10 protein-coding genes are annotated in these 12,828 nt (G+C 41.7%); 6 read left to right on the plus strand and 4 right to left on the minus strand.

What is annotated here, in order from left to right; genetic code table 11:
• Positions 1-2: 2 nt before the first annotated feature.
• Positions 3-485, minus strand: coding sequence for a DNA starvation/stationary phase protection protein Dps (gene dps / locus AAEY87_RS08205; RefSeq protein ID WP_068036726.1), 483 nt, complete (start codon positions 483-485; stop codon positions 3-5).
• A 309-nt stretch (positions 486-794) separates the two neighbouring features.
• The gene (locus AAEY87_RS08210) at positions 795-1,217 is read right to left on the minus strand and encodes a GFA family protein (RefSeq protein ID WP_350656742.1); all 423 of its coding nucleotides are present in this window, start codon (positions 1,215-1,217) and stop codon (positions 795-797) included.
• Positions 1,218-1,448: 231 nt separating this feature from the next.
• Between AAEY87_RS08210 and uvrB the strand changes: the two genes are divergently transcribed.
• The 4 genes from uvrB to AAEY87_RS08230 all read left to right on the plus strand — a co-directional run bounded on the left by uvrB (position 1,449) and on the right by AAEY87_RS08230 (position 7,055).
• On the plus strand, positions 1,449-3,560 hold the full coding sequence (gene uvrB, locus AAEY87_RS08215; protein WP_350656743.1) for an excinuclease ABC subunit UvrB: 2,112 nt from the start codon (positions 1,449-1,451) through the stop codon (positions 3,558-3,560).
• A 242-nt stretch (positions 3,561-3,802) separates the two neighbouring features.
• Positions 3,803-4,855, plus strand: a complete 1,053-nt coding sequence (locus tag AAEY87_RS08220) for a pyridoxal phosphate-dependent aminotransferase (protein WP_350656744.1) — start codon at positions 3,803-3,805, stop codon at positions 4,853-4,855.
• A 249-nt stretch (positions 4,856-5,104) separates the two neighbouring features.
• A complete protein-coding gene (locus tag AAEY87_RS08225; RefSeq protein ID WP_350656745.1) occupies positions 5,105-6,157 on the plus strand; it encodes a pyridoxal phosphate-dependent aminotransferase in 1,053 nt (350 codons plus the stop codon).
• 553 nt (positions 6,158-6,710) lie between these two features.
• Complete coding sequence (locus tag AAEY87_RS08230) at positions 6,711-7,055, plus strand: hypothetical protein (protein WP_068036716.1); 345 nt, start codon at positions 6,711-6,713, stop codon at positions 7,053-7,055.
• Between the two features lie 207 nt (positions 7,056-7,262).
• On the opposite strand, the gene AAEY87_RS08235 is transcribed toward AAEY87_RS08230, so the two are convergent.
• Positions 7,263-7,652, minus strand: coding sequence for a hypothetical protein (locus AAEY87_RS08235; RefSeq protein WP_350656746.1), 390 nt, complete (start codon positions 7,650-7,652; stop codon positions 7,263-7,265).
• Positions 7,653-7,876: 224 nt separating this feature from the next.
• On the opposite strand from AAEY87_RS08235, the gene AAEY87_RS08240 reads away from it, so the two are divergent.
• Positions 7,877-9,928: an autotransporter domain-containing protein gene (locus tag AAEY87_RS08240; RefSeq protein ID WP_350656749.1), complete on the plus strand. Its 2,052-nt coding sequence runs from the start codon at positions 7,877-7,879 to the stop codon at positions 9,926-9,928.
• 153 nt (positions 9,929-10,081) lie between these two features.
• On the opposite strand, the gene AAEY87_RS08245 is transcribed toward AAEY87_RS08240, so the two are convergent.
• Positions 10,082-10,597, minus strand: a complete 516-nt coding sequence (locus AAEY87_RS08245) for a hypothetical protein (RefSeq protein WP_350656750.1) — start codon at positions 10,595-10,597, stop codon at positions 10,082-10,084.
• 315 nt (positions 10,598-10,912) lie between these two features.
• On the opposite strand from AAEY87_RS08245, the gene recJ reads away from it, so the two are divergent.
• Positions 10,913-12,811 carry a single-stranded-DNA-specific exonuclease RecJ gene (gene recJ / locus AAEY87_RS08250; RefSeq protein WP_350656751.1) on the plus strand — a complete coding sequence of 633 codons (1,899 nt, stop codon included), beginning with the start codon at positions 10,913-10,915 and terminating at the stop codon, positions 12,809-12,811.
• Positions 12,812-12,828: the final 17 nt, after the last annotated feature.

The following is a 12,828-nucleotide window of genomic DNA, read 5'->3' on the forward strand; positions in this document are numbered from 1 at the left end:
ATTTATGATTTTGGCGCGTTTGCACCGATGAACCAAGCATCTTTGTCAACGATACGGCTAATTTCAGTTAATAGATCAGCGGTATCTTCATCACCAGCATCTCCAGCGGTATCGATCGCTTCACGCAATGATGCTGCAATTGTCTTATAGCGATTGGTCAGCTCACGAACATGTTGATCAACTTCAGTAATGTCAGTTGGATAAGTTTCCAAGATAGAGTCCTCAACCACACGCTTAGAGATACCATTGGCTTTACCGCCAAGGATAACAATACGTTCAGCGACAGTGTCAAAAGCCTCAGTCAAACGACCATAAGTGTCATCTAATAACTGATGTACACCGATAAAGCCAGTACCTTGTAGATTCCAATGACACTGTTTACTGTCCATACTTAAATCGATTAAGTTGGCTAGATTAGCGTTTAGTAGATCGACCATTTTTTTAGCAGTGTCGTCGTTTATACCACTTGCGTAACGTTCTCTCATATCTTGCTCCATTAGTTAGAGTTATTTTATTGAGTCTAGAAATTCTATGATTAATAGTTCTTTATTAATATATTTCTTAAGCAGAAATGATGCATTAGCTTTTACAATCAGTATGAAATCCTGACTAACATTCTGCTTGGGTGTTGCTCGTTAATTCATTAATGATAATAACAGCTTAAATCGATGATTGAACCCTTAAGCGTTAGGCTTTATTAAGTGGTCGTGTAATGACTTTGTTAATCGTGAAAAGCTTTGTAACGCTAGAAGAAAATATAAGGCTATTCAACATGGATTTAATGCGTATGATGATTACTTTTTGGCCGTGGTGATGCCTTTCTCATCAAATTTATCGAACAGTCGTTGCTGAGTAAGATTTTCAGTAACGTTAGCAAATTCGTAATATTCAGGTTTTTTATCGATAAATATTTGGCTAGCAAAGTTAAGGTTGGCATGTTCTTGGAATAGTCCTAGTGACAATACATAAACCTCAGAACCAAGTTGATGGTAATACAGATTAGTGCCACATTTATTACAAAATGCACGCTCAGCCCACTCAGATGATTGATATACAGTTATCGATTCCTGACCTTTAATATTAGGCTTTGATTGACTATGTACCGCCATCAAAGGTCCGCTGCCCCAGCGCCGACACATTCCGCAATGGCATGCCTCAAAAGTATTGATGTCTTCTACTTCAATCGTTATATTGCCGCACAAATAGTTGCCTTTCATAGTATATTCCTTGGTTCGTTATGTTTGATAATTAAGATGCTCTATCGATAAAATATACCTGAATATCCAACCTCTTTATTGTATATTTTTACGTCTTAATCACTAGATTAGCCGTCAGTCAATCCTAGCGATAAAACCTGCAATTATCCTTTAAAAAGAGTAGTTTGACCCCCATATTGTTTTAAACCTTACCTCTTATAACCTTTTATAGATATCAGGAAGAAAGCCATTATGCGAATGCCTGAACCGCGCTCGTCGCGTCAGTTAAACCAATTGGCCACTCAGCTCCAAGGCGAAGCTGAAATTAGTGGTGTCAATGCGTCAGGGACGCAAATATCAAGTCGTGCCTTTGAGATGGTTACGGACTTTGAGCCAGCAGGGGATCAGCCGCAGGCGATTGAAAAATTAGTCAAAGGTATTAATTCTGGCATGGATGAGCAGTTGTTGCTTGGTGTTACTGGTTCTGGTAAGACTTTCACTATGGCCAAGGTAATCTCTGAAACTCAGCGTCCAACCATTATCATGGCGCATAACAAGACCCTAGCTGCACAGCTATATGGTGAGTTTAAAGCGTTCTTTCCGAATAATGCGGTTGAGTACTTTGTCAGCTATTATGACTATTATCAGCCCGAAGCTTATGTCGCCGCCAGCGATACCTTTATCGAAAAAGACAGTGCTATTAACGATCATATTGACCAAATGCGCTTGTCAGCAACGCGGGCATTATTAGAGCGCCGTGATGCGATTATTGTCGCCTCGGTATCGTGTATCTATGGTTTAGGTGATCCAGAAAGTTACTTGAAAATGCTACTGCATATCGTCGTCGGCGACAAAATAGATCGTACTGCGACCATTAAGCGTTTGGTTGAGATGCAATATACCCGTAACGAGCTGGACTTCGGGCGTGGTACTTATCGATTGCGCGGGGAGTTATTAGACATCTATCCAGCTGAATCTGAGCAGCTGGCTGTGCGTGTGCATCTATTTGATAATGAAGTCGAGAAAATTACATGGTTTGATCCACTGACTGGTAAGACGGTACGCAAGGTGCCACGCATTACTATTTATCCAAAATCGCATTATGTGACCCCGCGTAATAAACTAGAAGCGGCCAGTCATACTATTCGCGCGGAGCTTGAGCCACGTTTAGAGTATTTCCGCGATAATAATAAGCTGATTGAAGCGCAGCGTCTTAAAGAGCGCACACAGTATGATCTTGAGATGATTCAACAGCTCGGCTACTGTAACGGCATCGAGAACTACTCACAGCATCTCTCTGGACGCCCATCAGGGGAGGCGCCGCCTACCTTGTTTGATTATATTCCAGAGGATGCGTTACTGTTCCTCGATGAGTCGCACGTGACCGTTTCGCAAATTGGCGCGATGTATAAAGGCGATAGATCGCGTAAAGAGAACTTGGTCAATTACGGTTTCCGCCTACCAAGTGCGATGAATAACCGCCCGATGAAATTTGAAGAGTGGGAGCGCATCAAGCCCAAAACTATCTATGTGAGCGCCACGCCAGCCTTGTATGAGTTAGAACACAGTGAGCAAGTAGTCGAGCAAGTCGTACGTCCAACGGGTCTGATTGATCCAGAGATTGAGATTCGTCCCGTGCTCACGCAGGTCGATGATGTGCTGTCGGAGATTACCAAACGCCGTGAAAAAGACGAGCGTGTACTTATCACTACCTTAACCAAGCGCATGTCAGAGGATTTGACCAGCTATCTCAAAGAATACGATGTCAAAGTCGCGTATTTGCATTCTGACATCGATACGGTCGAACGTATGCAGATTATTCATGAACTACGTACTGGCGTGCATGATGTGCTGGTCGGCATTAACTTGCTACGTGAAGGTTTGGATATGCCCGAGGTGTCATTGGTGGCGATATTTGATGCGGATAAAGAGGGCTTCTTGCGTTCTGAGCGTGCTTTGATTCAGACTATTGGTCGTGCCGCGCGTCATATCAATGGTAAGGCTATTCTCTATGCTGACCGTGTCACCAACAGTATGCAAAAAGCGATTGAAGAAACGGATCGTCGCCGTGAAAAGCAGGTCGCTTTTAACCTTGAACATAATATCACGCCAAAAGGCGCGCGCCGGAGTATCACAGATAAAATTGATACTGGCGATGATCTCAATGCCAATGATAATGAGGTGATTCCAATCAAGAGTCATCTGCCGGATGTCGATATCAGTATCTTGCGCAGTCCTGATTTGCTTGCCAAAGAAATCAATCGTCTTGAGAAGCTTATGAAACAGTTCTCGCGTGATTTGAAGTTTGAGGATGCAGCGAAGACAAGAGATAAAGTCTTGGAGTTAAAAGCACACTTAATTTAACAAATTACTTGGATAATAGTTAATATCAATTTGTATTTAACAAAAAGGTGAGTTGCATATTTGTAGCTCACCTTTTTTATGGTCTGCTAAATGCTTGAAATAAGATAGCTTTTTGTTGGATAGGATTAATAACTAAAGTTTGGGGTTTAGAAAACTTGTAATCATACCAAATGCCACTTAATATGATATCAATGATTAAATTTGATCTTATTATCCACTGACATTTAGGCGTATCGTCCATCATGCAAAATAATAAAATGATAGAGTTAAATGCAAACGAAAACTCGCTAGGCATGTCAGATTCTGCCAAAAAAGCCGTTACAGAATCTTTAAGTGAAGGTTTTCGTTATCCAGATAATCCACGCGCTGCACTCATTAGCAAAATTGCCACCATTCATGGTGTGGCAGAAGACCAAATCTCATTAGGCAATGGCTCGACTGAAAATATGCGAGCTACCATTCAAATGCTGCAACATAAAGCATTCAAAGAGGGCAGAGAGTTTCAGATGGTAATCCCTATGCCAACGTTTGATTGTGCAGAAATGTATGCAAACTCTATTGGGGCGTCCGTAGTCAAGATACCATTAACTGCCGAAAATTATGATTTAGATCTTCAAAGTCTGCAAAAAGCTGCCGACGAGTTTGACGGAATTAGTTTGCTTTATCTTTGCAATCCTAATAATCCAACCGGAACCATTACATCAACGAAACAGCTTAAAAAATGGATAGGTGACGCACCAGACAACCACTACTTTTTATTAGATCAAGCTTACTTAGAATACGTGAATGACCCAAGCTTTGAGAGTGGGGTTGAGTGGGTAAAACAAGGATTATCAGACAATCTTATTGTGATTCATACTTTCTCAAAGTTATGTGCCTTGGCTGGTATGCGAGTGGGCTATGCGATTTCTAACCCGCAAGCTATTGAAGCTGTCGAAGCATTTATGTCTATGGATAACACCAACTTATCAGGTGCGGTCGCCGCCATTGCGACGTTAAATGATGCAGAATTTTTAGAGTTAAGTTTGCGCACGACCAATCAGTCGCGCCAGATGATTGAAACAGTGTTAGACGAGCTTGGACTTCGTTACTTACCATCCCAAACCAATTTCATTTTTCATGAAATAAAAGGTGATTTAAAAACCTACATTGCTAGAATGCGAGACAGTGGTATTAAGGTCGGTCGCGAGTTTCCACCTGTCACGGGGTTCAACCGCCTAACGCTTGGCACGCCTGATGAGATGGAAATATTTATCAAAGTAATAAAGTCATTTCGTGAAAAAGGTTGGGTATGATTGGTACTTTAAAAGATTAGTGAACGAAACAGGACTGATCAATATTGAGAAAGGTGAGTTGCATAAGTTGCATCTCACCTTTTTTATGGCGTGCTCAAGATTAAAAACGGTCTTTTTGCCTGTAAAAATTACTACCAAAAAAGTATCTCATGTTTGTTTATGAGACCCCCTTGTAATCAAATTCAATGCCACTTAATATGGCACCCATTAATCCCATCATTCACTTCCAAATTAGGTCTATTATCCATTGTGCATACTCATAACTTACTAGAGTTAAACTCTAACGAAAACTCACTTGGCATGGCAGAATCTGCCAAACAAGCTATCCTACAATCTTTTGATATTGGATTTCGTTATCCAGACGATCAACGTGCCGCTCTCATTAGCAAAATTGCAGAAATAAACGGCGTGACAGAAAGCCACGTCTCGCTAGGTAATGGCTCCAGCGAAAACATCCGAGCCGTCGTGCAAATGCTACAAACCAAAGCTTTAAAAGCAGGTAAGCAATTCCAAGTCATCGTACCTGATCCTACTTTCGCTTATGCAGAATTGTATGTGCTCTCTATCGGCGAGTCTGTCGTAAAAGTACCACTCACGCCTGACAATTACGATTTAAATTTTGATAACCTGCAAAAAGCAGCCAACGAATTCGATGGCATTAGCTTGTTTTATCTTTGCAATCCTAACAATCCAACGGCAACCATCACCGCAACGGATAAGCTAAAAGCTTGGATAAAAGATGCTCCAGAGAATCACTACTTTTTATTAGATCAAGCTTATTCAGAATATATTACCGACCCAAGTTTTGAGAGTGGGGTTGAGTGGATAAAGCAAGAGTTATCAGCCAACCTGATTGTCGTTCGTACTTTCTCAAAACTATGTGCGCTGGCGGGTATGCGCATGGGCTATGCCATTGCTAATCCGCAAACGACCGCCGCCATCGAAGCTTTTATGTCCATAGATAATACCAACTTATCAGGTGCAGTAGCCGTCCTCGCGACCCTAGATGACGAAGAATTTTTGGCGCATAGCTTACGTATGACTAATCAATCACGTGAAATGGTTGAAGCGACGTTAGACGAACTGGGTCTGCATCATTTGCCCTCACAAGCCAACTTTATTTTTCATGAAGTCAAAGGCGATGTAAAAACCTACATGGAAAGAATGCGAGAACATGGCATTGTGGTCGGACGCGAGTTTCCACCAATTGAAGGTTTTAGTCGCTTAACACTCGGTACACCCGATGAGATGGCAGTGTTCATTAAAGTGTTAAAGTCATTTCGTGAGAAAGGCTGGGTGTGATTGATGATGTACAAGAGATTAATTAGCACTAAAATTAACACTAAAAAAGGTGAGTCGCATAATTTGCAGCTCACCTTTTTTATTGGAGTGTAATAATGGCGCTAATCCTACCATCCGCTATTATGTTGTTCTATATTTCCTTTTCCTACATAGTAATGCCATTTTTTAGTGACTCTGATACCACTATTAACAATTATCCCTGATCTTACTAACAGCACACGCAGTTTTACATTTCCTATCTTAAAAAAAAGCGTTGTCTCTTATAAAATAGTTAGATAAAGCTTTATTTATCAAAGATTTGAACAAATGCTGGGTCAATCAATGATTAGCCTTATAGTTGGTGGACTCTAAAGGATAACGAAACGGATACTTTATGAATTTAAGTATAATAATCTATATAAAACTCATGATAGATAAAGTGATAGATTTTAAAGGTTGTACGTCTGTTGTATTCAATTGAAGGTAGGTAGTAGCGAGTCTGTATTATAAGCAAACTTGTGTGAAAGTTATTTTAGATTGATTTTATAAAAATTTAAACGTTAGGGATATATCTATGTTTGACATTAAGTCGTTTTTAAAACGAGAAGTAGAAAAAAAGCTAATTGATGTGGATGATTATATTTTCATGCCTGAACGTGTAGAGCTGGTGATTGAGAATGGAGAGTTAAATTGCGTATTAAATAGTGATGGTCGAGTCGATATCTTTTATACCAAGCAAGGTGTAACTGAAGTGAGATCAGCAGCTCGTAAACATCCATATACGCCTTTTGAAAAAGAGTTAAATCATGGCATTTACGACGACATTATCCAAGATTTAATCAAAGAAGTTGATAAAGTTCTTGATGGTAAATCCAAATATTTTCGTAACAAAATTCTGCCTCTAGCAGCCCCTTTGTAGCCAAATGAATCTATAACAAATAGAAGTTAAGTCTTTTGAGCTCAGGTATTTTCTTTTGATAATGGCTATATTTAGGGTGTTAGGCAGTGTGTTGTACGGTTTTACGCAGTGTATTGTACATAATAGGGAGTAGGGTGCGTCAAGATTCACCAACGCACCCTTTATTAGCGTCTTTTTCTGAGCAAAATCGTTGTTTAGTGATGCTTCTTATTTAACAATACTGCCGTAGCAGCTCTGCAACGATTTGGCGACGACTTTTGCCACTAACTGTGTACGGTATGCTGAATCTATAGCAGCGTTACCCAACTCAACAATAGTAACTTGTTGAGGTGCTTGCTCACTCACGCAACCACAAACTTTACTTTTTACCGCTTCTTCTTGTGTCTCAGTCATGGCAGCGCTAGCAATACGCCAAGCACTTTGATTTTCAATCTGACTGCGGCATTGGTTATCAATAGCTGCCTTGAATACGTTCATACCGATTTCGTTCGCTGTACCCATCGCAGTGCCCGCATTAGTATTTACGCCATCTGTGGTTGTACATCCAGCTAGGGCGAAGGTAGCAAGCATAACGGTTGAAACTAAGATTTTTTTCATGGTTTTCCCTTCAATATTTTCAGTTGTGTTTGTAGCTTAACGGACTATAGCAAATAAACCTCCAAACCTGAGATTTTTATAGCTTGTAAATAATGTTGTTTTTAATTAATTTTTATTATTAGTCACATTTATTTAGGACGTGTTGAACATTCATAGATAAGTTCTGCCATTAATGTCAGTGCTATGGTCGAATGTGAAATACGTCCCAACCAAGGAGCGGTGCAATGGCTATTAAATTATCACAACTTACTTTGTCAGTGGTTGCAGTGCTGACCGCATTGACAGGGACAGAGACATGGGCGGGCGCTGAATATGGGGCTTATGGCACAGAGACAGCGTTAACACTTGCTCGTAACTACTCTGGAAGATATACAGGCTCTGATACAGAATCACAAGCTGCCGATTATATGCAACAACGTATGACTATCGATGGCAGCAATAATCAAGTCGATCTTCGGACTTTTGATTTTACCGCCCCGTACGGATTATTTAAAGACCAGCAGCTCACTAGTAATAACGTAGTGGTGACTCAATCAGGAACGGCTGATACCGATAGAACCTTATTCGTAGGGGCGCATTACGACTCTGCTGTAGCCTATCCAAACTACCAAAACTTGCAAGCCTTGGATGACAATGCTTCTGGCGCTGGAGTATTGTCAGAACTGGTCAGAAATTTGAATGGTATCGAAGCCGAGCATGACGTTCAACTCGTCGCGTTTGGTGCTGAAGAAGGCGGGCTTAACGGCTCAAAGGCTTTCGTTGAGGCATTGAGCGCAGCAGAAAAATCAAATGCGCTAGGTATGGTTAATTTAGACAGCTTAATCACTGGCGACATTATGTATGCCAATGCAGGTCGAAACGCGTATGACGATAACGGTCAAGAAGTGGCTGCTAATGTGAGCTTGCGTGAAAATGCGCTTCGTATTGCAAAAGAGCTGGGCATTGACTTCCAAGTTAACCCAGCCATTATTCCGCCAGGTGAAACTGAGCCATACGAGCCTTATGGTGTCGGTTGCTGTAGTGACCAAGAGTCTTTCGATAGTGTTATGCCGGTAGTCGCATTTGAAGCGACAAATTGGAGCTTGGGGCCTTATTATGATGGTTATACGCAGACTGACAATCCAAAAATTCCAGATGGTTATACGTGGCACAATCCTGCATTAGACAATGAAGAGGTGCTGGTAGATGCCTTTGGTGAGGCGCGTATTGCTCAAAGAATGCGTGATTACTCTCGTATTATTACTCGATTAATCGTTGAGCAAACCAATGCAGACATCGTGCAATCGATGAAGAGTGCTATTAATCTGCAAAATACGATGAGCGAGCATTTAAAAAACAACGCTACTGATTCACATTCACCAGTGTTTGAGCGGGCCAATTTTCTCGCTTTAAATGCTATTGATCAACCTGCATCTCTCGATTCTGATTCGCGTACTCATGTCTGGGTTGATGGCTCTCAAAGTTATATAGATACTGAGGATATGGAAGAGGGCAGACGGGCACAGATTGGTCTATATGGCGAATACACTTTACAGCCCAATTGGCGAATGGGTGCAGGCTTGCTGGCTGGCAATCAAAACAACAAGAGTATGGAAAATAGCATCAAAAAAGATACTAGCTACGGTGTTCAAGCTTACTCTTTACTGGGTGGCAAAAACACACCTTGGTGGAATACCACGTCTTTGAGCCTGTCTCAACATGACTTAGATACCAATAGAACGGTAAGATTGGATGGGAATGATGGTATCAATATCATCAATAATAATGAGCGTGGTAGCGTTGATGCTGATGTGTTTAGCGCACACAATGAATTGGGTTATAATTTTATTATTAATAAAAATGTCGCCCATGGCGCTTATTTAGGTCTCAACTATAGCCAGATCGACATCGATGGTTATACCAGTGGCAACGCTAACTCTCGTACTGCTCTTGATATTGACGATATCTCTAATGATGCGTGGGATTCAGAGCTTGGTTACCAATTACAGTATCGTTTCAATGTCGCAGATACGCCCGTTAAGTTACAAAGCAAGCTTGCCTACGTGCATGTGATTGAAGATGGCTTGATAGATAATTTATCAGCAACTGCTTTAGCTGATGGTCAAAAGAGAGAGGTTAGAATTACTCAAGATAACGATGACAATTACGGACGTTTTGACCTGGGTGTCAGTAGCAAAGTTCACAAGAACGTTTATGCTTATCTAAACGGGGACACCACCTTTGCACGGGATAATAGAGACAGTTCAGTACAACTGGGTTTGCAGTACGAGTTTTAATCTTGGATAAGGTCTGTTCTTTACAGATTTTCTGAATGCATGCTGTACTGTCATAATTGCTATTGAGCTTACAAATACTTTAATTGCCATCAAAAAACCAGCTAAGACAAATTATCTTAGCTGGTTTTATTTTTATGCGCTTATCTAATAGTTCTAGACATTCTTGCCATGTTGTTTTTTCTGAATGTCTTTCGCTAGTTTATAACATTCATTAATATGGTCATTCGCGATTTTTTTGAAAATCATATAGCCCATGGTAGCTGCAACCATTTGACCACCAAGAGGAATAAACTTGGTTACTTGCTTGGCAGCGATACGACCACCAAAGCCTTGTACAGTCTTTTTGACAATACCGCGTGTCGCCATGAGACCAGCGAAATCGACAGTACGGTCTTTTAAAGCACCCCAATGTACAGCACGCGACTCTAAATCGACTGCTGATTCACGACCTTCAATCAGGCCAAAGCGTTCGCTAATTTGAGGTAGTAGCTGGGTAAGCATACCTGCATCAACCGCGACATCAAAGAATGGTACAGGGACGACGGCGACACCAGCTGAATATTTGGCGCGTTTCTTTACCAATTTTTGGCAGTCTTTTTTTATTTGTTCTAAGTCTAAATTTGGATCAATAGTATTTGGTAGTTTTTCAGCTGCTGGAGTGGTTTTCATAAAGCTTCCTTATAGATGAATAAATGATAAAAAAAAAGAGCAAAAATTCAACAGATAGCAAGTATCTCAGATGGTTACCATTTTATGGATTTATAGACGGCTTACAATCATTGCTTTGTATCAAAATGCAGAAAAATAAGGTTACTATGCACAGTTTTTGTAAATAACGCACCGTATTGAGTAGAAATTTAACCTGTAGAAAGTTCGCGAAGCGCCGAACGTAATCAATTTTGGGCAACCATACATCATGTACCATAGACTGAAGCGCTATAAATTCCCGTTGTGACCATCTAACAAAGCCAGTAGAATACGCTCATGCTAAATTTAACCCCCCGTTATACCAGCACTCGCATCGACGAGTTGCCCACTGCGTTGCAACCACTTGCCGCTCAATCATTTACTCTGGCTCGCCTGTATGCAGGTCGCGGTATTACTGTGCCTGATGAGCTTGAAACTGGATTGTCTGGTCTACTGCCAGCTGAGATGCTACATGGCGTCACCGAAGCAGTGCGTCTATTAGACGTGGCCATTGATGAAGGTCAGCGTATCCTTGTCGTTGGCGACTTTGACTGTGATGGCGCGACCAGTACTGCGCTGATGATGCGTGCGCTCACCAAGATGGGCGCGGTCGTTGATTTCCTAGTACCAGATCGTTTCAAATATGGCTATGGTCTGACGCCAGAGATTGTCGAGTTAGGTATTGAGACCTACAAGCCAGACATGATAGTTACTGTTGATAATGGTATCTCAAGCCATGAAGGCGTAGCGCGTGCACAGGCTGACGGTATTATTGTCATTATCACTGATCATCACCTTACGACCAAAGAGACCCCGCCTGCTCAAGCGGTGGTCAATCCCAATCAGCTCGATTGTGATTTTACTAGTAAGGCATTGGTAGGGGTCGGCGTGGCGTTTTATGTACTTGGGCGTTTGGCAAAACTGCGCCGCGAAGCTGGCAAGTCTACCGTACAAGTCAGTCAATATTTAGACTTAGTGGCGCTTGGCACGATTGCAGACGTTGGTGTCCTTGATAAAAACAACCGTATCTTAGTGCATCATGGGTTGACCGCTATTCGTCAGGGTCGCTGCTGTATGGGCATATTGGCATTACTTGAGCAAGCGGGTCGGGATCCCAAACAGTTACATGCGCAGGATTTTGGTTTCGTTTTAGGCCCGCGTATCAATGCTGCTGGACGTATGGATAATATGCGGATCGGTATTGAGTGTTTACTGACTGAAGATTGGAGCACCGCTCAGCGTTTGGCGCAAGAGCTTGAGCAGCTAAACCGTACCCGTCGTCATGTAGAAGGCGAGATGCGTGCGCAAGCTGATAGCATTGTGCAGACATTAGCGGCTGATGACAGTCTTGAGAATAACGATCTTGAAAACAATAATCTTGAAAATCACAGCTTTGAGAATAGCAGTTCTAATAACAGCAATCCTGACGCAAACAATGATAGAATTATTCCTCATAATAGCCTTGTTAAAAACAAACCTAGCAGCAATGGCAATCGTAGTATTATTTTATATCAGGATGATTGGCACCAAGGTGTTATCGGTATCGTCGCTGGGCGCTTAAAAGAGAGTCATTATTTGCCTAGCATCGTCTTTGCACCAGCGGATACAGAGCGTACTGGAGATGATGATGCGATTAAAGGTTCAGCACGATCTATCGCTGGCGTGCATATTCGTGATGCCATTGAACAAGTCGCCGAGCGTTATCCTGAATTGATTACTCACTTTGGTGGTCATGCGATGGCAGCAGGTTTGACTATTAAACGCAGCAACTTTGAAGCGTTTGTGACGGCGTTCAATGAAGTCATGGCAGAGATGGATGATGAGGTGTTCGCCGAGCAGAAATTCACCGATGGGCCACTACAAGCAGGTGACTTTAGCTTATGGTTCGCTGAGCATTTAGCCAATGCCAGTATTTGGGGTCATGGCTTTGCACCGCCGATATTTGACGGCATATTTGAGGTGCTGAGCTTTAAAGTCTTAAAAGACAAGCATTTGAAGCTATCACTGCGTTATCCTGAGGTGCAGTATCCGATTGAGGCGATTTATTTTAACTTTGATAGCAGTGCTTGGGATTACCGCGCTGAAAAAGTACATTTGTTATTTCAGTTGGACATCAACGAATGGAATGGTAAACAAAGTTTGCAGCTTATGGTAAAAGATTTAGCGCTCGTCAAAGAGACTGTAGAAGTGGGCTAGGGCGTTAGCTGTATTGG

Origin of the sequence: Psychrobacter sp. S1-30-MNA-CIBAN-0213, assembly GCF_040309845.1 — a bacterium.
Taxonomy (GTDB): domain Bacteria; phylum Pseudomonadota; class Gammaproteobacteria; order Pseudomonadales; family Moraxellaceae; genus Psychrobacter.